The organism is Neoroseomonas eburnea (assembly GCF_018129005.1).
Classification (GTDB): domain Bacteria; phylum Pseudomonadota; class Alphaproteobacteria; order Acetobacterales; family Acetobacteraceae; genus Neoroseomonas; species Neoroseomonas eburnea.
Window position 1 is genome coordinate 46678 of sequence record NZ_JAAEDL010000009.1, and the last position, 20448, is coordinate 67125.

22 protein-coding genes are annotated in these 20448 nt (G+C 72.4%); 10 read left to right on the forward strand and 12 right to left on the reverse strand.

Translation table 11 applies throughout. The annotated features are described in order from the left end of the window. The first annotated feature begins 21 nt into the window (after positions 1–21). Both GXW74_RS28630 and GXW74_RS10955 read left to right on the forward strand, forming a co-directional pair. The gene (locus GXW74_RS28630) at positions 22–1326 is read left to right on the forward strand and encodes a metal ABC transporter permease (RefSeq protein ID WP_211846543.1); all 1305 of its coding nucleotides are present in this window, start codon (positions 22–24) and stop codon (positions 1324–1326) included. Continuing rightward, complete coding sequence (locus tag GXW74_RS10955) at positions 1323–2258, forward strand: metal ABC transporter permease (RefSeq protein WP_211846544.1); 936 nt, start codon at positions 1323–1325, stop codon at positions 2256–2258. The genes GXW74_RS28630 and GXW74_RS10955 overlap by 4 nt, the downstream gene beginning before the upstream one ends. Before the next feature lie 314 nt (positions 2259–2572). Here the strand turns inward: GXW74_RS10955 and GXW74_RS10960 are convergent, their stop codons facing one another. Then, a complete protein-coding gene (locus tag GXW74_RS10960; protein ID WP_211846545.1) occupies positions 2573–3772 on the reverse strand; it encodes a hypothetical protein in 1200 nt (399 codons plus the stop codon). A gap of 259 nt (positions 3773–4031) precedes the next feature. Between GXW74_RS10960 and GXW74_RS10965 the strand changes: the two genes are divergently transcribed. Further along, entirely contained in the window at positions 4032–4331 is a 300-nt protein-coding gene (locus GXW74_RS10965) for a hypothetical protein (protein WP_211846546.1), read from the forward strand. A gap of 119 nt (positions 4332–4450) precedes the next feature. Here the strand turns inward: GXW74_RS10965 and GXW74_RS10970 are convergent, their stop codons facing one another. After that, on the reverse strand, positions 4451–5050 hold the full coding sequence (locus GXW74_RS10970; protein WP_211846547.1) for a M91 family zinc metallopeptidase: 600 nt from the start codon (positions 5048–5050) through the stop codon (positions 4451–4453). Between the two features lie 182 nt (positions 5051–5232). Here GXW74_RS10970 and GXW74_RS10975 point away from each other — a divergent pair, with 182 nt between their 5' ends. The 4 genes from GXW74_RS10975 to GXW74_RS10990 all read left to right on the forward strand — a co-directional run bounded on the left by GXW74_RS10975 (position 5233) and on the right by GXW74_RS10990 (position 9230). Beyond that, positions 5233–5481, forward strand: a complete 249-nt coding sequence (locus GXW74_RS10975) for a DUF6111 family protein (protein WP_211846548.1) — start codon at positions 5233–5235, stop codon at positions 5479–5481. Then, complete coding sequence (locus GXW74_RS10980; protein ID WP_211846549.1) at positions 5478–6749, forward strand: CCA tRNA nucleotidyltransferase; 1272 nt, start codon at positions 5478–5480, stop codon at positions 6747–6749. Before GXW74_RS10975 ends, GXW74_RS10980 begins: the two co-directional genes overlap by 4 nt. 138 nt (positions 6750–6887) lie before the next feature. Next, positions 6888–8645, forward strand: coding sequence for an ABC transporter ATP-binding protein (locus GXW74_RS10985; protein WP_211846550.1), 1758 nt, complete (start codon positions 6888–6890; stop codon positions 8643–8645). Positions 8646–9011: 366 nt separating this feature from the next. Then, positions 9012–9230: a DUF4170 domain-containing protein gene (locus GXW74_RS10990; protein WP_211846551.1), complete on the forward strand. Its 219-nt coding sequence runs from the start codon at positions 9012–9014 to the stop codon at positions 9228–9230. 60 nt (positions 9231–9290) lie between these two features. Here GXW74_RS10990 and rpsO read toward each other — a convergent pair whose 3' ends face one another. Together rpsO and truB are read right to left on the reverse strand one after the other, a co-directional pair. Beyond that, on the reverse strand, positions 9291–9560 hold the full coding sequence (gene rpsO, locus GXW74_RS10995) for a 30S ribosomal protein S15 (protein ID WP_211846552.1): 270 nt from the start codon (positions 9558–9560) through the stop codon (positions 9291–9293). Between the two features lie 100 nt (positions 9561–9660). Next, complete coding sequence (gene truB / locus GXW74_RS11000) at positions 9661–10611, reverse strand: tRNA pseudouridine(55) synthase TruB (RefSeq protein WP_211846553.1); 951 nt, start codon at positions 10609–10611, stop codon at positions 9661–9663. Between the two features lie 64 nt (positions 10612–10675). On the opposite strand from truB, the gene GXW74_RS11005 reads away from it, so the two are divergent. Further along, a complete protein-coding gene (locus GXW74_RS11005) occupies positions 10676–10912 on the forward strand; it encodes a hypothetical protein (protein ID WP_211846554.1) in 237 nt (78 codons plus the stop codon). Here GXW74_RS11005 and GXW74_RS11010 read toward each other — a convergent pair whose 3' ends face one another. From GXW74_RS11010 to rimP, 6 genes are all read right to left on the reverse strand, one after another. Beyond that, positions 10913–11302, reverse strand: coding sequence for an acyl-CoA thioesterase (locus GXW74_RS11010; protein WP_211846555.1), 390 nt, complete (start codon positions 11300–11302; stop codon positions 10913–10915). It lies immediately after the preceding gene. Then, complete coding sequence (gene rbfA / locus GXW74_RS11015; RefSeq protein ID WP_211846556.1) at positions 11299–11709, reverse strand: 30S ribosome-binding factor RbfA; 411 nt, start codon at positions 11707–11709, stop codon at positions 11299–11301. Before rbfA ends, GXW74_RS11010 begins: the two co-directional genes overlap by 4 nt. A gap of 206 nt (positions 11710–11915) precedes the next feature. Then, positions 11916–14636: a translation initiation factor IF-2 gene (gene infB / locus GXW74_RS11020; protein WP_211846557.1), complete on the reverse strand. Its 2721-nt coding sequence runs from the start codon at positions 14634–14636 to the stop codon at positions 11916–11918. 61 nt (positions 14637–14697) lie between these two features. Next, positions 14698–15321 (reverse strand): RNA-binding protein, encoded by a 624-nt coding sequence (locus tag GXW74_RS11025; RefSeq protein WP_211846558.1) that lies wholly within the window; start codon positions 15319–15321, stop codon positions 14698–14700. Beyond that, a complete protein-coding gene (gene nusA / locus GXW74_RS11030; RefSeq protein WP_211846559.1) occupies positions 15305–16858 on the reverse strand; it encodes a transcription termination factor NusA in 1554 nt (517 codons plus the stop codon). The genes GXW74_RS11025 and nusA overlap by 17 nt, the downstream gene beginning before the upstream one ends. 11 nt (positions 16859–16869) lie before the next feature. Then, the gene (gene rimP, locus GXW74_RS11035) at positions 16870–17397 is read right to left on the reverse strand and encodes a ribosome maturation factor RimP (protein WP_211846560.1); all 528 of its coding nucleotides are present in this window, start codon (positions 17395–17397) and stop codon (positions 16870–16872) included. Positions 17398–17550: 153 nt separating this feature from the next. Here rimP and GXW74_RS11040 point away from each other — a divergent pair, with 153 nt between their 5' ends. Continuing rightward, positions 17551–18144 carry a YceI family protein gene (locus tag GXW74_RS11040; protein ID WP_211846561.1) on the forward strand — a complete coding sequence of 198 codons (594 nt, stop codon included), beginning with the start codon at positions 17551–17553 and terminating at the stop codon, positions 18142–18144. Then, on the forward strand, positions 18125–18673 hold the full coding sequence (locus tag GXW74_RS11045) for a cytochrome b (protein ID WP_211846562.1): 549 nt from the start codon (positions 18125–18127) through the stop codon (positions 18671–18673). The genes GXW74_RS11040 and GXW74_RS11045 overlap by 20 nt, the downstream gene beginning before the upstream one ends. Before the next feature lie 249 nt (positions 18674–18922). On the opposite strand, the gene GXW74_RS11050 is transcribed toward GXW74_RS11045, so the two are convergent. Together GXW74_RS11050 and trmB are read right to left on the reverse strand one after the other, a co-directional pair. Continuing rightward, positions 18923–19681, reverse strand: coding sequence for an SDR family NAD(P)-dependent oxidoreductase (locus tag GXW74_RS11050; protein ID WP_211846563.1), 759 nt, complete (start codon positions 19679–19681; stop codon positions 18923–18925). Then, positions 19672–20406: a tRNA (guanine(46)-N(7))-methyltransferase TrmB gene (gene trmB, locus GXW74_RS11055; protein ID WP_338148206.1), complete on the reverse strand. Its 735-nt coding sequence runs from the start codon at positions 20404–20406 to the stop codon at positions 19672–19674. The genes GXW74_RS11050 and trmB overlap by 10 nt, the downstream gene beginning before the upstream one ends. Between the last annotated feature and the right edge of the window lie 42 nt (positions 20407–20448).

Genomic DNA, 20448 nt, shown 5'->3' on the forward strand with positions numbered 1-20448 from the left:
TTCCCCTCCCCCGACCTTTGGGTGGGCACGTCCGTGACGCTCGGCTACAACACCCTTGTCGTCCTTGCCGGCTGTGCCCTTCTCGGCCTCGCTGCCGGCACGGTCGGCGCCTTCGCCCTGCTGCGCGGCCGTGCGCTCGTTGCCGACGCGGTGGGCCATGCCGCCCTGCCCGGCGTGGTGCTGGCCGCGCTCATCGTCGCCACGCTCGGCCATGATCCGCGCGACCTGCCGCCGCTGCTCGCGGGCGCGGCGATCGCCGGCATCGCCGGCGTGCTCTCCGTGCAGGCGCTCGCACGCACGCGCCGCATCCGGGAGGACGCGGCCATCGCCATCGTGCTCTCCGCCTTCTACGCCGCCGGCGTCGCGCTGCTTTCCTATGTGCAGACGCTGCCTGACGCGGCACAGGCGGGGCTGACGAAGTTCATCCTCGGACAGGCGGCGGCGATGCGGGCGGAGGACGCCTTCTGGGCCGCTGCCGTCGCGATGCTGGCACTGCTGCTTTGCCTGCTGCTGTTCCAGCGCCTGCGCGCTGCCTGCTTCGACCCCGACTTCGCGCGGGTGTTGGGTCTTCGCACGGCGCGCACCGACCTGGCGCTGCTCGGGCTGATCGTGACGGTGACGGTGGCCGGCCTGCAGGCGGTGGGGCTGGTGCTGATCGTGGCGCTGCTGGTGCTGCCGGCGGCGACAGCGCGGCTGCTGACCTTCCGCCTGCCGCGCCTGCTGCTGCTCTCGGCGATGGTGGGTGCGGTGTGCGGTGCGGCAGGCGCCGCGGCCTCGGCGATCGATCCCGACCTGCCGACCGGTGCCGCGGTGGTGCTGGTCGGCGCGGCCTGCTTCACCCTGGCGCTGCTCTTCTCCCCCGACCGCGGGCTGGTGGCGGAGGCATTGCGCAGCGCGAACCGGCGCCTTGCCATGGCGCAGGACCATTTCCTGCGCGCCGCCTGGGAAGCGCAGGAGGCCGCCGGCGCCGGCCCGGGCACGGCGGGCGACCGCTGGACGCCGATCGCGGCAATCGCCGCCGCGCGCGGCTGGGGGGAAGGCCGCGCCTGGCGGCTGGCGCGCTGGCTTGCCTTGCGTGATCTGGTGGCACTGTCGGAACGCCAGGTCCATCTGACGCCGAGGGGTGCGGCCGCCGCGCGGCGGGCGGTGCGCGCGCATCGCGCGGTGGAACATCACCTGCTGGCCCTCGGCGCCGCCGATACCGCCGGAGCGGACCGGTTGGCGGACCTGGTGGAGCACGGGCTGACGCCCGAGGTCGCCACCCGGCTGCTGCCGGAACCTTCGGCGCTGCCCGCCTCACCCCATGCGCTCGGAGGCAGGCCATGAGCGCCCCCGACTTCCTCCGCCTCGACCTGCCGGCGCTGGTCGCGGCGATGCTCGCCTGCGGCACCTGCGGGCTGCTCGGCTCCTTCCTGCTCCTGCGGCGGGACAGCCTGCTCGGCGATGCGCTGTCGCATGCGGTCCTGCCGGGCATCATCGCCGGCTTCGCGCTGACCGGGGCGCGGAGCGGGCTGCCGATGCTGGCGGGTGCGCTCGCGGCCGCCCTGGCGGCGACCGTGCTGATCACGGTGGTCCGCCGCGCCGCGCGGATCGAATCCGGCGCGGCGACCGGCGCGGTCTTCACTACCTTCTTCGCCGGCGGGCTGGTGCTGATGGAGGTTTCCGGCGCGCGCAGCGTGGACCTCGACCTCGACTGCGTATTGTTCGGGCAGCTCGAGACGGTGGTGTGGCTCGAAGCCCAGGGCTGGTCATCGCTGCTCGACCCGGCGGCGCTGGCGCACCTGCCCCGGCAGCTGCACCTGCTGGCAGGCGTGGCGGCGGCGGTGGTGCTGATCGTCGCGTTGCTGTGGCGGCCGCTGCATCTGCTCTGCTTCGATCCGGACTATGCGGCGGCGCTCGGCCTGCCCGCGCGACGGCTCGAAATGGCGCTGAACCTGATGGTGGCCGCCGCAGCGGTCGCCGCCTTCGAGGCTGTGGGCAGCATCCTGGTCGTCGCCATGCTGGTCTGCCCGGCGGCAGCGCTGCGCCTGCTGACCGACGACTACCGCGTGCAGGTGCTGGGCGGAGCCGCGCTCGGGGCGGGCCTCGGCGTCGCCGGCTATGCGCTGGCGGGGCCGCTGCCGGCGGCGGCGGGGCTGACGCTCTCGCTCAACGCGGCGGGGGCGATCGGGACATTGGGCGGCATCGTGGTTGCGGCCGCCGCCCTGCTCCGCCCCCGCGCGGCGGCCGGACGGCGGGAAGAACCCGCCATCGCATGACCCGCGGCGGGCGGACCCGGCCTTCCGCCGGGGTCCAGGGCTTGCAGTACGGCAGGGTCCGGCCGGCGAAGACGACGAACCGCCGCGCTCCGGCCGGACGGCCGGCAGCGACCTCCGCGCCCGCCGCTTGCCTCGCCTAATCGACGCCGGGGCACCGTTCCGGGCGGCTCGCAGCAGGCGGGAGCAGGCACGGCGCCTGGTATCCCGCCCGCGAAGCGCGCTTGATCTCCAGAGTACGGAGCGGACGATCGGGCCAGCGGAGACACGGGCTGGTGGCCCAAGCACGAAGTCCGCAGGACTTCGGAACCAGGACGCTAGTTGGTCGACGTCACCGCCGGCGCCAGAGCTGCCAGCCGGCCCGCCGGATGCGAAGGGTTGCGGAAGCGCAGCTCGCCCTCCGGCGCGGCGTCCGGCGGCGCCATGCCGAACATCTCCATGCGCGAGGAACAGGCCGCGGCGACCACGCGCCGCGACCCCGGCTCTGTCAGGAAGCGCCGCGCGGCACCCTCCAGTTCCAGCGTCTCCCGCAGGGATCGCCATTCGGCGCGGTCGATGTCCTCGACGAACATGGCGAGGATGCCGGGCGCCGCGCCGGTCAGGCGCGATCCGGCCGCCTGCCGCATGCGCGAGACGACGGCGCCCGCCACCGCATTCTCGCGCCCCGCCCGCGCCGCCATGACGAAGACAGACCCGCCCGACGGGTCCGCGGTGACGGCGAGATGCGCCTCCGGCCCGAACTGCTCGCGCAGGCGCTTCGGCAGCGCCGATCCCGCCAGCGCGCCGGCCAGCACCAGCGGGTCGAGCTTCAGCACCGCGTCCGCGCTCGCATCCTGCCGCTTCTCGGCGGCGAGCAGGGCCATGATCCGCGCATGCAGCTCGGCCGTCTTGTCGGGGCCGGCGAAGCCCTCGGGCAGCGTCATCTTCAGCAGGTAGCGGCCCGGATGGGCGGCGAGCCAGGTCTGCAGCCCGGGATGCACGCGATCGACCAGCGCGCACCAGTCGCCGCGATGCACCGGGCGGCCCTCCTCGGCCGAGACCGTTTCACAGGCCACCTCGGCCGTCGCTCCGTCGCGCGTGACGCGCAGGTCGTAGGGCGTCTCCTCGGCCAGGCCGGCGAAGTCCACCGCGAAGCCGCGGTTGCGCAACAGCGCGGCGGTGCGCAACAGGTGGAACAGGGGGATCAGCGTCGCCTCCCCGGTCAGCCCTTCCTGGACCAGCGCCCGCAGGCGGTCGCGCGGCCCCTTGGGCAGGCTGCGCGCCAGGCGCACCGCCTCCTGCGCGAAGGCCAGCACGCGGCGTTCGGCGTGGCCGAGCTTGCCCGCCGCGCCCGGATCCGCGGCGCGGGCAAGCACGAATTCCAGCGCATGCCGCTGCTGCACCGCGCGGCCGGACAGCGGGCCGGCCTGCGCCCGCCGAGCGAGGTCGGCGAGGCGCGACGACCATGCCCGGCCGCCGCACAGCCGCGCAAAGGCGGCGGGGATGGAAGGATCGGGGCACGGATCGGCATATGGCATGGTGCGGCCTTCGTCTCGCGGCGGCTCCGGCGGGGGCCGCAGAAGCCCGGAAGCGCGAGCGCCGCCGGTCCACAGTGGAGGGTGCCTTGCCTTCCTCGCGCAGCGGGTCTGCCCGGTGCGGAGGCGCTTCCGGTCTTGATGCCGGTCAGCTTCCCTACCCCGATCGATGGGGGGTGCGTCAAGCCGGTGGCCATGACGCGCGGCAGCCACGCGGTCCCGCGTCCACGGAGCCGCAATCTTTGCCGTCCAGGATGGCGCCATGCACCGCCTGGCCGCGCTCCTGCTCCTGCTCGCCTTGCCCGCCGCCGCCCAGGCGCCGCCCGCCTGCACCCGCGCGCGGGAAGGGCAGGTCGCCTGCATGGCGGGGAAGCTCTGCGAATGCCGCTTCGAGCGCGGCGGGCAGTTGACCGGGCGGCCGGACCACTTCGCCTGGGATTGCGGCGCCCTGCGGCCGATGTGCCCGCCGGATCCGACCATCACGCAGCAGCAGCCCTGGGTGCCGCCGGTCGGGGTCGGGGTCTGGGTCGGGCCGGGACGCAGGGGGGCGCCGCCCCCCTGACCCCCCGCCAAAGGCCGAAAGGCCTTTGCAAACCAGTACTTCGAGTCACCGCGGGTCCAGGGGACCGTGTCCCCTGGTGGGGGAGCTCGAGGGGGTAAAGCCCCCTCGATCCGCCTCAGCTAGATGTCGTACCCGGTCCCCTTCAGGAACTGCTTCGCCTCCGACCCGGTGAAGGTCCGCCGCGGGCGCAAGCCCCATTCGTCGCGCAGGCCGTTCTCGGTGAGCGGCTCGCCCTCCCACGGCCCGAGGCCGATGGTCCGCGCTTCCTCCACGGCCTTGTCGTCCCAGCGGTTCCTGGTGCGCGTGACCATGCCGGTCAGGCTGTGCATGGCGTGGATCAGCTCATGGCCGAGGATGATGAAGGCCGGGATGCCGTCGAGCTGGTCGAAGTCATCGCCCGAGACCGGCATCGGCTCCGGGTTCCACCGCACCAGAAGAAGTTCATCCGACCAGCCGGAGCCGGCCTGCCCGTCGAAATCCGTGGCAGGCTCGATGGTGATGGCATGGCCCCGGCTGCCGAGCGCCGCGCTGACCCCGTCGATGATCATCCGCCCGCGCCCCATCGGCCCGGAGGCGAGTTCCAGCAGCGCCGCGCGCGCCTTTTCGACGAAGGTCCCACCCCAGTCGGTGATGTCGTCGAAGACCTCGCCCTCGATCACCGAGCTGCTGTTCCGGATCCGGATGCCCGGAATGGACATGTAGGCCAGCACCTCGCTCATGGAACGCCCTCCCGCCTGTCTGCGCGCCTCGGCGATGCGACGCTCGCCGGCAGGCGGGCGGGACATCGCCGGGTGTTCGTTTCGGCAACCGAGAGCTGAGGCCCCGCACTCCCTCGCTTCAAGTCACGCTTGCCGGAGCGGCGCCGCTTTCACTTCCGGTACCAGCCGGGCCATCCTGCGTCGTGCCCTACCTGCTCGAACTGCTGCTCTTCCTCGCGCCCTTCGCGGCCTACGGCCTGTGGCGGAAGCTCAACCCGAACACCGAACCGAGCACCGTCCTGCTGGTCCTCGCCGGGATCGGCGTGGCGCTGATGCTGGCCGGCGCGGTGTGGTTCGGCCTGTCGCGCAGCGGGCCGCCGGGCACCACCTACGTCCCCGCCCACCTGGAAGGCGACCGCGTCGAGCCGGGGCATGCGGAGCCGCGCAGATGAGCGACACACCGGCCGCGACCATCCAGCGGCCTGCCTTCCTCGACGCGCCGGCGGTCGCCGCCGTGCTCGCTTCCCTGCCAGGCGCGCGGGCGGTCGGCGGCTGCGTTCGGGATGCTCTGGCCGGGCGCGACTCGGCCGATGTCGACATCGCCGCCCCCTTCCCGCCGGGGGAGATTGCCGCCCGCCTGCTCGCGGCGGGGCTGAAGGTGTTCGAAACCGGCCTTGCCCACGGCACCGTCACGGCGGTGAAGGACCGGCAGCCGGTCGAGGTCACCTCCCTGCGGCGCGACGTGCTGACCGATGGCCGCCACGCGGTGGTCGAATGGACCACCGACTGGCGGGAGGACGCGGCCCGGCGGGACTTCACCATCAACGCCATGTCCCTCGCCCCGGATGGTGCGCTGTTCGACTATTTCTCGGGCCTTGCGGACCTCGCGGCGGGCAAGGTGCGCTTCGTCGGGAACCCCGACACGCGGCTCGCCGAGGACTACCTGCGGGCGTTGCGCTTCTTCCGCTTCCAGGCGCGCTACGGGACCGGCGAGCCCGATGCCGCGGCGGTCGCGGCGATCCGCCGCGCCGTGCCGGGGCTGGCGCGGCTTTCGGCCGAACGGGTGTGGATGGAGCTCAAGCGCATCCTCGCCGTGCCGGATCCGGTCGCGACGCTGGGGCTGATGGCGGAGACGGGGGTGCTCGGCGCGGTGCTGCCGGAAGCCGGCGCGCCGGATGTGCTGCTGAGGCTCGTCGCGGCCGGCGCGCCGGCGGAGCCGCTGCTGCGGCTCGCTGCCCTGCTGCCCGAAGGGGTCGCGACTGCCGCGGTGGCGCAGCGGCTGAAGGTTTCGGCGGAGGAGCGGAGCTGGCTGGAGGCCCTGCGCGACGTCAGCGCGGCGCTCATCCCGGGCGCCGACGATGCCGCGATTCGCCGCGCCCTCGCACGGGCCGATGCGACGCGGCTCGGCGCGCCGGCGCGGCTCGTCCTGCTGCGCACGTGGCTCGCCGAGGCGCGCGAGGTGGCGCCGGAGGCGGACTGGCCCGACCTGCGCAAGCGCATCGAAGCGATCGTCGCCGAAGAGGGCATTCCCGTCTTCCCGCTGCTCGGCCGCGACCTGATCGAGGAAGGCATCCCTCCAGGCCCCGAGATGGGCCGGATCCTGACGGAGCTGCGGGGCTGGTGGCTGTCCGACGGCTGCGCCGCGACCCGCGAAGACTGCCTCGCGGAACTGCGCCGGCGCCTCGCCCAGGGCGGCGGCGGGACCGCACTCGGGGGCTGAGTGGGGGATCCGGTCCCGCCGCCTTCACCGGAACGAAACAAGAACTAGCACAGGCCGCAGCAGCGCCGCAAGGGCATTCCCGTGACAAGCCCGCGGCGCCGGATACCGCCCGGCGCCGGTCCGGGCTATCCCGCCCGCATGGCCGCCTCCCTCGACACCACCACCCGCTCCCTGCTCGCCCGCCTCTGGCGCCTCTATGTCCGCGGGCACCGGCGCGGGATCGCCCTGGCCCTGGTCTGCACCCTGGGGGTGGCGGGGCTGACCGCGCTCTACCCGGTGGTGATCCAGCAATCCTTCGACCTCTTCACCGCAGGGCGGCAGGACCTGCTCTGGGCCATCCCCCTCGTCATCATCCTCGTCACCGCGTTCAAGGCGCTGGCGCAGTACGGCCAGGCGGTCGCCATCCAATCCGTCGTGCTGCGGGTGATCGAGGCGATCCAGAACGACCTGTTCCGCGCCCTGACGCGCGCCGACCTCGCCGTGGTGGCGCGCGAGGCGCCGGCCCGCCACGCCGCCCGCTTCACCACCGACGCCGCGCTGATCCGCGAGGCCCTGACCAAATCCATCAACGCCATCGCCGACGCGCTGACCGTGGTCGGCCTGGTCGCGTCCATGGTCTGGCTCGACTGGCAGATGTCGCTGGTCGCGGCGCTGCTCTACCCGATCGCCATCGTGCCGATCCTGAAACTCGGCAAGCGCATCCGCCGCGCCTCGGGCGGCATGCAGGAACGGGTCGGCGAGGCCGCGGCGACACTGACGGAATCCTTCGGCGCCGCCCGCGTGGTGCGCGCCTATCGCCTGGAAGCGGCCGAGGAAGCGCGCGCCGCCGGCCTCTTCGCCAGGCTGCGGGAAAGCCTCTACGGCATCGCCCGCACCCGCGCCTCGCTCGACCCGATGCTCGAGGCGCTCGGCGGGCTCGCCGTCGCCGCCGTGCTGGTCGTGGTCGGCTGGCGGGTCGCCTCCGGCGGCGGGACGATCGGCGAGTTCACCGGCTTCGTCGCCGCGCTGCTCATCGCCTCCCGCCCCGCGCGCGCGCTCGGTTCGCTGAACGCGGCACTGCAGGAAGGGCTGGCGGGGCTGTCGCGCGTCTTCGGCGTGATGGACGAGCGGCGGCGCATCCTCGATGCCCCCGACGCCGCGCCACTGCCCGCCGGCCGCGGGCGCATCGCCTTCGAGCATGTCGGCTTCACCTATGAGGGCGTGCCGGATGCCGCGCTCGCCGGGCTGAGCTTCACGGCGGAGCCGGGGCAGACCGTGGCGCTCGTCGGCCCGTCCGGCGCCGGCAAATCCACCGCCATCGCGCTGGTGCCGCGGCTCTACGACGTCACGGAAGGCCGCGTGGTGATCGATGGCGCCGACATCCGCGGCGTGACGCTCGCCTCGCTGCGCGACGCCATCGCCTATGTCGGGCAGGACGCGGTGATCTTCGACGACACGGCGCGGGCCAATATCGCCGCCGGGCACGAGGGCGCGACGCAGGCCGAGGTCGAGGCGGCTGCCCGCGCCGCCGCCGCGCACGACTTCATCGCCGCGCTGCCGCAGGGCTACGATACGCGACTCGGTTCCGGCGGGTCGCGGCTGTCGGGCGGGCAGCGGCAGCGCATCGCCCTCGCCCGCGCCCTGCTGCGCAACCCGCGCATCCTGCTGCTGGACGAGGCGACCTCCGCCCTCGACGCCGAGAACGAGGCGCTGGTGCAGCAGGCCCTGGCCCGGCTGCGCAGCGGGCGGACCACGCTGGTGATCGCCCACCGGCTCGCCACCGTGCGCGATGCCGACCGCATCGTGGTGATGGAAGGCGGGCGCGCGGTCGAGCAGGGGCGGCACGGCGAACTGATGGTGGCGGATGGGCTCTATGCGCGGCTGGTGAAGACCCAGGCCTTCGGGACGGAGGGCTGACGCTCGCAAGAGGGCGCCGGCCTGTCGGGGCGAGGGGCTGGAGGGGCGCTGCCCCCCCAAGCCGCCCGGCCGGCACGCGGACCTCGGCGAGTCGGTGCCCGGCACGGGCGGGTCGGCCACCATCGACTGCTGACCACGGGGACCCGGCGCCCGCATCGTTCGGGCCCAGCCCTATCGCCCTGCGCGAGGTGCCGCTGTCCAAAGGCCCTGCGGGCGTTGGCGGGGAGAGGTCCGGAGAGGGGCAAAGCCTCTCTCCGGCTCCCATCTTCCCCCTATCGGGCGGCGCCCCTTCCAGGCGCCTCGGCGCGATCTCGCCACGCCGCGTGCAGTGCAGCATAATGGGCGTGCACGGCTACGGAGAGCATGATGGCGGCGCGCAAACTCTGGTTCGTCTGGGGCGGGGTCTTCACGGATTCCGAATGGCAGGATCTCGAGCCCGGCACGGAGGAATGTTTCGGCCCCTACCATGACGCCACGACGGCCGAACGCGTCTGGCGCGACGAGATGCGCCGCCGCGTCGACACGGCGCAGCACCGGCTTTTCGTGATCGAAGTCCCCCGTCCCGGCGGCAAGGTCGCCGCCTGAACAGCAGAACGGCCGGCTTTCGCCGGCCGTCGCTTCTTCGGTCCGAAACCCGGCGTCGGCTCAGCGGCGCAGGTTGAGTCGCCCGATCAGCGTCTCGTAGCGCTTCTGGTCCTTGCGCTTCAGGTAGTCCAGCAGCCCCCGGCGCTGGCCGACCAGCACCAGCAGGCCACGGCGCGAATGGAAGTCCTTCGCGTGGGTCTTGAGGTGCTCGGTCAGGTTCGAGATGCGCTCCGACAGGATCGCGACCTGCACTTCCGGGCTGCCCGTGTCGTTCGGGCCGGTCGCATAGTCCTTGATCAGCGCCTGGCGGCGCTCCGCAGTGATCGACATCGGGTTATCCTTCATGTTGGCCGGGGGTCGTGCCCCTGCGGCATCGGTTTTGGCTGGCCGGAAGCCCTGGCGCCGCGCGGCGCCATGGTCATCGGGCAGCCTAGGAACCGCCCTGGCCCAGCCACCGCTCCGGCTTCAGCAAGCCGTCCTCGAAGCGGGCGAGGCCCATCAGGCGCCCCCCCGCCATCGCCCTGGCCAAGCCCCCATCGGGGTTGGCCTCGCGCGGAACCCGGCCCATCAGTTCGACCAGCGGAATCGGCTGGCCGAACGACATGCGGGCGGCCTCGGCCTCGGTGAGGGCCAGCGCCGGGATGTCGGCCAGCGCGGTCGTCACCGGAAGCAGCAGGTCCGGAGAAGGGGGCGGGGTATCGCCGGAAACCGCGATCCTGTCCAGCGGAACCGAGTCCTTTTCCAGGAACGGCCCCACCCGCAGCCGGCGCAGGGCAGCGATATGCCCCACCGTGCCGCAGGCGCGGGCGATGTCCCGCGCCAGGGAACGCATGTACACGCCCTTGCCGGATTCCACGAAGAACACCGCGGTATCGGCATCCGGCCGCTCGATCAGCTCGAAGCGGTCCACGCGCGCGGGGCGGGCGGCCAGTTCCACGGTTTCGCCGGCCCGCGCCAGGTCATAGGCGCGCTCCCCGGCCACCTTGATGGCGGAATAGATCGGCGGGACCTGCATGATGTCGCCGATGAAGGCCGGCAGGGCGGCGCGGATCTGGTCGTCGGTCGGGCGGGCATCGCTGGTGGCGGTGACGTTGCCGTCCGCGTCGTCGGAATCCCGCGCTTCGCCCAGGCGCAGCGTGAAGCGGTACTGCTTCGTGCCGTCCATCACATAGGGCACGGTCTTGGTCGCCGCGCCGAAGGCGATCGGCAGCACGCCGGTCGCCAGCGGATCGAGCGTCCCGCCATGCCCACATTTCTGCGCCTGGAAGGCGCGCTTGCAGATGGCGACGACGTCCGTGCTGCCGATCGCGGTCGGCTTGTCGATGATCAGCCAGCCGTCGATCGGCCGGCCTTTCGGCTTGCGGTGGCGGTGATGGGCCATGAGATGATCCGAAGAAGGTGTCAGGGGCGCCCGGCGGGCGCCGTTTCAGAGGGTCTGGCCGTCCATGCCGGAGGACGAGAAGGAAGGCACCGGCCGTGGCCACCCGCTGTGGGCCCGCATCCTGATCGCCGCGATGATGCTGGCGACCGGCGCGGGGATCGGCGGGATTGCCGGCGAAAGCTGGACCGCCGCATTCTTCGGGGCGCTGGTCGCGGCACCTTTCGCGGCGCTCGGCTTCATGGTGCCGGGCCTCGTCATCGGCGTCCTGTACGTGCTGCAGGTCTTCAGCTGCGCCTCCTGATCAGGCGCCGTCGGGCGGCACGGTCCGCGGCCGGCCGGTCGCGTCGAGCGCGACGAAGGTGAAGGTGGCCTCGGTGACGCGCGCCGCCTCCTCGCTGGTGCGGTCGCGGCGCCAGGCCTCGACATGCACACGGATGGAGCTTCGCCCAACACCGAGCAGCCTGCCGTAGAGGCTGACCTCATCGCCCACCGCGACGGGCAGGTGGAAGGACATCGCCTCCACCGCCACGGTGGCGACGCGCCCGCGCGCGCGGCGCAGCGCCACCGATGCGCCCGCCTGGTCCATATGCGCCATCAGCCAGCCGCCGAAGATGTCGCCGGCCGGGTTGGCATCCGCCGGCATGGCGATGACACGGATCTGCGGCGCCTCGTCGGGCGGGGTGGCGGTCATTCCTCGCCTTCCGCTTTCGGCGAGAGATCACGCTGCACTTCCGGCCGGTGCAGCACCTCGTTGATGTGCATGGCATAGTTCAGCGCGGTGTCGGGCTGGAAATGGAGGTCCGGCGCGAATTTCAGCCGCACGGCATGCGCCACCTCCCGCCGCAGGAAGGGGGAGACACGCTTCAGCGCGGCAAGCTGCGCATCGGTCAGGTCGCGGCCCAGGGCGGAGACGAAGGCCGTCATGTGCTTGAGATCGGGCGAGGCACGGACCTCGGTGACCGTGACATGCACGCCGTGCAGTTCGGGGTCACGGAACTCCTCGCGCGCGAAGACGGCGGAGAGGGCGTGACGGATCTCCTCGGCGACGCGGAGCATGCGCTGCGAGGGGGCGCCAGGGCGGGAATGCTTTGCTGTCATGGTCTTCATCCTCCGCGGATGGAACCGGAGGGGCGCCGCCCCTCCGGACCGCCCCGCCAAAGGCCGAAAGGCCTTTGGAAACCGGAAACTGGCACCGGGCAGGAAGGGCCGCCCTTGCTCTCCCCGCACCAAGGGACGGTCTCCAGAGGCCTTTCGGCCGATGGGAATCCGTGGCGGAGAGGCTTGGAGGGGCAGAGCCCCTCCGGTCAGGCCGCCGCGACGGTTTCCACCTCGTAACACTCGATCTGGTCGCCGACGCGGATGTCGTCGTAGTTGGCGAAGGACATGCCGCATTCGAGGCCGTTGCCGACCTCGCGCACATCGTCCTTGAAGCGCCGCAGGGTGGACAGCTCGCCCTGGTGGATCACCACGCCGTCGCGCAGCAGGCGCACGCCGGCGCCGCGCTTCACCACGCCTTCCGTCACGCGGCAGCCCGCGACCTTGCCGATCTTCTTGACCTCGAAGACCTGCAGGATCTGCGCGTAGCCGAGGAACTTCTCGCGCTGCACGGGGGCGAGCTTGCCCTTGTAGAGCTTCTCGATGTCGTCCGCGACTTCGTAGATGATCGAGTAGTAGCGGATATCGACGCCTTCCTTGGCCGCCAGGTCGCGCGCCTGCGACGTGGCGCGCACGTTGAAGGCGACGATCACGGCGTCGGACGCCTTGGCGAGCTGGATGTCGGATTCGGTGATCTGGCCCACCGCGCTGTGCAGCACGCGGACCTTCACCTCCTCGTTGCCGAGCTTGCCGAGCGTCACGCCAATCGCCTCGGCCGAGCCCTGCACGTCGGCCTTCACGACGACGGCCACTTCCTTCTGCTCGCCCGCCTGGATGCGCGCCAGCATGTCGGTCAGGTTGCCGCGCGCGCCGAGCGCCGCGGTCGCCTTGTCGCGCGCCTTGCGCTGGCGGAACTCGGAGACTTCGCGCGCCCGGGCCTCGTTCTCGACGGCGATGAAGTTGTCGCCGGCGGCCGGCACGCCCGACAGGCCGAGGATCTCGACCGGCAGCGACGGCGGCGCCTCCTTGAGCTGGCGCCCCTTGTCGTCGAGCATCGCGCGCACGCGGCCCCATTCGGCGCCCGCCACCACGATGTCGCCCTGCTTCAGCGTGCCCTTCTGCACCAGCACCGTCGCGACGGGGCCGCGACCGCGGTCGAGCTTGGACTCGATCACGGTGCCTTCCGCCGCGCGATTCGGGTTGGCCTTCAGGTCCAGCACCTCGGCCTGCAGCGAGATCGCCTCGAGCAGCTTGTCGAGGTTGATCTTCTGCGTCGCCGAGACCTCGATCTCCTGCGTGTCGCCGCCCAGGCTTTCCACCACGATCTCGTGCTGCAGCAGCTCCTGCTTCACGCGCTCGGGCTTCACGCCGGGCTTGTCGATCTTGTTCACCGCGACGATCAGCGGCACGGCCGCCGCCTTGGCGTGGCGGATGGCCTCGATCGTCTGCGGCATGACGCCGTCGTCGGCGGCCACCACCAGCACCACCATGTCGGTCACGGAGGCGCCGCGCGCACGCATGGCGGTGAAGGCCTCGTGGCCCGGCGTGTCGATGAAGGTGACCTTCGACCCGTCCGGCACGGTGATCTGGTAGGCGCCGATGTGCTGCGTGATGCCGCCGGCCTCGTGCGCCACCACGTCCGTCTTGCGCAGCGCGTCGAGCAGCGAGGTCTTGCCGTGGTCGACATGGCCCATGATGGTCACGACGGGCGGGCGCGGCGCCAGGTCGGTGTCGGTATCCTCCGCACCCTCCAGGCCGATCTCGACGTCGGATTCGCTCACGCGCTTCACGCGGTGGCCGAATTCCTGGACCACGAGTTCCGCGGTATCGGCATCGATCGACTGCGTCAGCGTCGCCATGACGCCCATGCGGAACAGCGCCTTCACCACCTCGCCGCCACGGGCGGCCATGCGGTTGGCGAGTTCCTGCACGGTGATGCTCTCCGGCACCACGACGTCGCGCACCACGCGCTCCGTGCCGGAGCGCAGGCGCTGGAGTTCCTGCTGCCGCCGCTCGCGGTCGCGGGCGCGGCGCAGCGAGGCGATGGAGCGCGTGCGCTCGTCCTCGCCCTCGATCGCGGCCTGCACGTCGATGCGGCCTTCGCGGCGGCGGTCGGTGGTCGGCGCGGCCTTCTTGACCGGCACCGGCATGGGCCGGCGGCCGGGGGCGCCCGGCGGGCCGCCCGCACGGCGCACGGCCGGACGGCGGCCGCCATCCTCCTCCTCCTCGGCGGGGGAGCGGGCCTTGAGCGTCAGCCGCGCAGCCGGGCCTTCGCCTTCCGGCTTGCGGGCGGCGGGCGCGGCGGGCCGCGCGACAGGGGCTCCGGCCGGCCTGGCAGCAGCGGCGACCGCGGGGGCCGGAGCGGTCGCGGCGACCTTACGCGCTTCCTCCTCGGCCTTGGCGCGGCTCGCGGCCTCGGCGGCGGCGCGGGCTTCCTCCTCGGCGCGGCGGGCGGCCTCCTCGGCGGCGCGGCGCTCCTCTTCCGCCTTGCGGGCGGCTTCCTCGGCGGCGGAGCGCACCATCAGCGCCTGGCGCTCGCGCTCCTCGCGCTGGCGCTGCGCCTCGAGGCGGCGGTTTTCTTCCAGCACGCGCTGCCGGACGGCGATCTCGGCCTGGGTCAGCGGCCGGCCGGCGGCTGGCGCGCGCACGCCTGCGGGCTGCGTCTGTCCCGGCTGGCGGGACTGGCCGCCGGCGGGCGCCGCCCCGCCGGCAGGGGCCGGGCGGGCAGCGGCGGGGGCACTCACCCCAGGCTTTGCGGGCGGCGTCACCACGCGCTTCTTCACCACCTCGACCTGCACGGTCTTGGTGCGCCCATGGCTGAAGGACTGCCGCACGCTGCCGGCATCCACCGTCTTGCCGAGTTCGAGGCGTCCGCCGGGCCGAAGGCTCAGCCTGCTCTTGCCCGCGTCCTGCTCGTTCTGGTCGCTCATCCGCCGATCCGAACCCGATCCCAAAAAACAACGTCCGAGAGGCGCGCCGACGACGTGCCCCTCACGAATTCACCTCCGGCTCGGCACGGGCGAACCCCGCCAGCCGCTCCGCCTCCAACCGGATGGCATCCGCCAACCGGCCGGGCGCCACCACCACGTGCACGGCGTGGTCGCGCCCGAACACCACGCCAAGTTCCGCCGCGGTCAACGGCGTCACCACCGGCAGGCCGCGCCCGCCGAACCGCGCACGTTCCGCCGGGCTGCCGTCGGAGGCCTGAACCAGCAGCCCCGCGCGCCCGGCCTGAAGCCATTCCCGCCCGGCCTGCCAGCCCGAAACCGCCTGGCCCGCCCGCCGGGCAAAGCCCAGAAGGTCGCGGACACGGGCGCGAAGACCGTCCTCGATCCGCGCGCGAAGGTCGGAGGGAAGCGTCACGGGCCCGCGCGCGGCTCTCGTGAAGGCCCCGCGGTTCAGCGCGCGTTCTAGCACATCGCCCCGCGCGCTCAACCACATTCCCCGGCCGGGCAGCTTCCCGGCGAGATCCGGCACCACTTCCCGCCCGGGGCCCAGCACGAAGCGGATCATCCGCTCCTTCGGCAGGCTCTCGCGCTCGACAATGCAGCGTCGCAGGGGGCCGGTTTCGTCCGGCTCCTCCTCCGGCGCCCCGGGGTCAGTCGTTCCCGTCACCCGGTTCCGCGCCCTCTTCTTCCGCGCCGAGCCAGCCGGCGCGGCGGCGCGCCTCCATGACGATGGCGTTGGCCGCCTCCTCGTCCACCACCTCGGCGCCGAGGATCTCGATCAGCTCGTCGCCGGCCAGGTCTGCCAGGTCCTCGAGGGTCTTCACCCCCTTCTCGCCCAGCGTCACCATCATGGCCGGAGAGAAGCCGCCGATCTCGGCCAGCACGTCGTCCACGCCCAGGCCACGGCGCTTCTCGTCGAGCTCGACGTCGCGCTTCTCGAGGAACGTCGCGGCGCGGCGCTTCAGCTCCGCGGCCACGCTCTCGTCGAAGCCCTCGATGCCGGCGAGCTCCTCGTCCTCGACCGTCACGATGTCCTCGATGGTGCCGAAGCCCTCCTGCACGAGCAGGCCGGCGATGACGTCATCGACGTCCAGCGCCTCGACGAACAGGCCGGTGCGCTTGCGGAATTCCTCCTGCCGACGCTCGGATTCCTCGGCCTCGGTCAGAATGTCGATATCGTAGCGTGTGAGCTGCGATGCAAGGCGCACATTCTGGCCGCGGCGGCCGATCGCCAGCGAGAGCTGGTCGTCGGGCACCACCACCTCGCAGCGCTTGCCGTCCTCGTCGAGCACGACCTTGCTGACTTCCGCCGGCGCCAGGGCATTCACGATGAAGGTCGCGAAATCCGGCGACCAGGGGATGATGTCGATCTTCTCGCCCTGGAGTTCGGCGACCACGGCCTGCACGCGCGACCCGCGCATGCCGACGCAGGCGCCGACCGGATCGATGCTGGAGTCTCGCGAGATCACCGCCATCTTGGCGCGGCTGCCGGGGTCGCGGGCGACCGCCTTGATCTCGATGATGCCGTCGTAGATCTCCGGCACTTCCTGGGCGAAGAGCTTCGCGAGGAAGCCGGGATGGGTGCGGGAGAGGAAGATCTGCGGCCCGCGCGGTTCCTCGCGCACGTCATAGATGTAGGCGCGCACGCGGTCACCGTTGCGGAAGGCCTCGCGCGGGATGCACTCGTCGCGGCGCAGCAGGGCCTCGGCGCGGCCGAGGTCCACCATAAGGTTGCCGTACTCGGTCCGCTTGACGATGCCGTTGATGATCTCGCCGACGCGGTCCTTGTACTCGTGGTACTGCTTGCCGCGCTCGACCTCTCGCACGCGCTGCACGATCACCTGCTTGGCGGTCTGCGCGGCGATGCGGCCGAAATCGATCGGCGGCAGCGGGTCGATGATGAATTCCCCGAGCTGGATGCCCGGCTTGATCTTCTGGGCGATGCGCAGCGGGATCTGCGTCGCCTCGTTCTCCACCGGCTCCTGCTCGACCACCTCGGTCCAGCGCTCAAGCTTCACGCGGCCGTCCTTGCGGTCGATGAAGGCGCGGATGTCCTTCTCGTGGCCGTACTTGGCGCGGCCGGCCTTCTGGATGGCCTGCTCCATCGCCTCCAGCACCTCGTCGCGCTCGATCATCTTCTCGCGGGCGACGGCGTCGGCGACCTGCAGCAGTTCCGGGCGGGCGATGGCGATATCGACGGCCATGGACCTCTCTCCTAGTTCTTCGTCTGGGGCGCCGCGGTGGCGGCGATGAGTTCGTCGGTCAGCACCAGCTTGGCCTTGCGGATGTTGCTCCGCGGGAAGGCGATCTCGGTCCCGTCATCGAGGCGCAGCCGGGCCGTCTCGGCATCCGCGCCGAGGGCGATGCCGCGGTAGCGCTTGCGCCCGTCCTGCGGGATGCCGAGCTCGACCGTCGCGACATGGCCGGCGAAGCGGTTCCAATCCTTGGCACGGGTCAGCGGCCGGTCGATCCCGGCCGAGGAGACCTCCAGCATCCACTCGCCCTTGATCGGGTCCGCCACGTCCAGCACGGCGCCGACGGCGTGGCTGATCGCCTCGCAGTCATCGACCGTGAAGACGGCGCCATCTGCGCGGTCGGCCATGATCTGCACCGTCGGCCGTTCCTTGCCCGAAACCTGGACGCGCACGAGCTCATAGCCCAGATGGCCGAGCGTCGGCAGGATGGCGTCGGCGATGCGGGCTTCGAGCCCTTCATGCTTCGGCAGATCGTCGTTCTCGTTCAAGCAACAAAAAAGGCGGCCTCTTGCAAGGCCACCCCCCGTCGGTCCGGATGGTGTTGTTGGAACGGCTTATGACGCTTCGGCGTACGGGATGCAAGCGGACTTGCGCCCGGCCGCCCGGAAGACGAAATGTTCCGGCGGGCGGGAGGCGGCGCCATGACGCGCATGACAGGCGGGCGGATCGGACGACGGGCGCTGGCGGGCGGGCTCGGCGGGCTTGTGCTCGCCCGGCGGGCGGCGGCGCGCACCCGCTACGTCTTCGACCAGGATCTCGGCCGGCTGGAATTCGTCGCGCGGCACCTGGGCGTGCTGTCCTCCACCGGCCGGTTCGAGGATTTTTCCGCCGAGCTGCTGATCGACCCCGAACGCCCCCTGACCACCTCGGTGGAGGTCACGGTCCGCACCGCCGCCGTGGCGCTGGCCTATCCCGGTGCGGTGGAACTGCTGCGCTCCCCAGCCTTCTTCGACGTCGAGCGCTTCCCCGAAGCCACCTTCCGCGGCGCCGCGACGGGCGAGGGCAGCCTTTCCCGCTTCGCCGTCGCCGGCGAACTGACGATCCGCGGCATCACCCGGCCGCACCGGATGGAGGCGCGGCTGGTCGACCGCCGCCGCGACCCGGCGCTCGGCCGGGACGTGGCCGAGTTCAGCGCCGGCGGGGAGATGAAGCGTTCCGAATTCGGCATGACGGCGGACCAGGCGGCCATTTCCGACACCATCCGGCTCGTCGTGCGTGTCCGCCTCATCGTCTGACGGCTGGAGCGCGACGCAGCGTCGGCTGCACTGGGCCGTGGCCGCCCTGGTGCTGGCGGGCTTCGCGATCGGCCTGGTGATGGTCGCGCTGCCGCTGACGCTGCTGCTGGAAAAGATCCTCGCCTACCAGGCGCACAAGACCATCGGGCTGCTGGTGCCGCCGCTGGTGACTTGGCGGCTGTGGCTGCGGGCACGGCGCGGGCGGCCGGCGGAGGAGGAGGGCATTCCCCTGTGGCAGCGGCGCGCCGCGGCGCTTGGGCATGTGGCGCTCTATGCGCTGCTGCTGGTGGTGCCGGCGCTCGGCTACCTGAGTGCCAGCACGGCACCGGGGCAGATCGAGACAGTGATCTTCCTGCTCATCCCCGTGCCGCACCTGCTGGAGCCGGATGAGGCGCTGTATGAGCGTCTGCGGGGGCTGCATCAGGCGCTGGCCTGGGCGCTGGTGCTGCTCGCGGCCGGGCATGGCGCCATGGCGCTGCATCATCACAGGCGGGGGCGCAGGGTCCTGGCTCGGATGCTCGGACGGTGAAGAGGCACCGGGAGGGCTCTGCCCTCCCGGACCCACCCGCCAGAGGCCGAAAGGCCTCTGGACACTGGGACTCGATCGGGGAATCCAGGGCGGGGCATGGCACGTCCGTTGCGCCCGGTGCATCGGCGATGCCTCTCCCCGACGTCCCCGGTGAATCTCACGGTTTCCAGAGGCCTTGCGGCCTTTGGCGGGCTTGGCGGCACTGCAGCCACGGTTCAGAGAGGGGCGGCGCCCCTCTCCGGCGCGCCGTCACGGCGGCAGTCGCAGCGCGGAATCGAGCCGCAGCGTCGTCCCGTTCAGCAGCGGGTTGGCACAGATCGCCAGCACCATCCGCGCGAATTCCTCCGGCTTGCCGAGCCGCGCCGGGAAGGGCGGCAGGGCGCGGATCGCCGCCTGCGCGGCCTCCGGCAGGCCGGCCAGCATCGGCGTCTCGAACAGGCCAGGCGCGATGGTGACAACGCGGATGCCACTCTTCGCCAGTTCGCGTGCCGCCGGCAGCGTCAGGCCCATCACCCCGGCCTTGGAAGCCGCATAGGCGCATTGCCCGACCTGCCCATCCTCGGCGGCGATGGAGGCGGTGTTGACGATCACGCCGCGTTCCCCGTCCGGCGCGGTGACGGGCAGCGCCAGCATGCGCTGCGCCGCCAGCCGCAGCACGTTGAAGGTGCCGAGCAGGTTCACGCGCAGCGTCTTCTCGAACAGCGCGAGGTCATGGGCGCCGCCGCGGCCGACCACGCGCGCGGCCGGGGCGATGCCGGCGCAGTTCACCGCAAGGCGCAGCGGCCCGAGCCCTGCAGCCGCTTCGAGGGCGGTCGCGACATCGGCCTCGCTGGCGACATCGCCGGCGACCGGCGTCGCGCCGCAGCGGGCGGACAGCGCGGCGAGGCCCTCCGCATTCACGTCCATCGCCACCACGCGCACGCCCGCCGCCGCCAGCAACTCCGCCGTCGCGGCACCGAGGCCCGAGCCCGCGCCGGTGACCAGCGCCGAGGTTCCGCTCAGCTCCATGGCGCGTCGCTCCTGACGAAGGTCCAGTAGCGCGGCGTGCGGCCCTCGCGGATCGCCTTCGCCTCGTAACGGGTCGGGTGCCAGTCGGCGGGGCGATCCCCCACCGCGAGGTCGCGCAGCGCGAAGAAGGGCTGGTCGGCGAACACCTCCTCCACCCAGGCCTGGTAGGTTGGATCGTCGCTCGCGATGCGCCATTCCGCGCCTTCGCGCAGGACGCGCGCGACCAGCGGCAGCATCGCCGCGTGGACGAAGCGCCGCTTGGCGTGCCGCGCCTTCGGCCAGGGGTCGGGGAACATCAGATACAGGCGCCCCAGCGCGCCATCGGGCAGCAGCGCGACCAGGTGGCGCGCATCCTCGGGCCAAAGGCGCAGGCGGGCGGGGACGGCGGCGGTGCCCTCCTCGCCCTCCGGCACCAGGCGCGTGAGCAGGGAGCAGAGCCCGTTCTCGAACACCTCGGAGGCGATCAGCGCCACCTGCGGGTTCGCGCCGAGCAGCGCGAGGGTGTGTTCGCCGCCGCCGAAGCCGATCTCGAGCCAGAGATCGGCAGTGCCGGGAAACACCGCCTTCGCATGGGCGGCCTCGGCCGCGGTCAGGCGGAAGCGCGGCAGGGCAAGGTCGAGCAGCCTCTCCTGCCGCGACCGCAGGGGATGGCCGCGGCGACGGCCGTAGAGCCGATCGGGGATGCCCTCCGGGGTCAGCGACGGCGCACGGTGGGGGGAATTCACCGCGCCCTCGGGTGCCGGAGGCCCGGCATCCGCGGCGCCGGG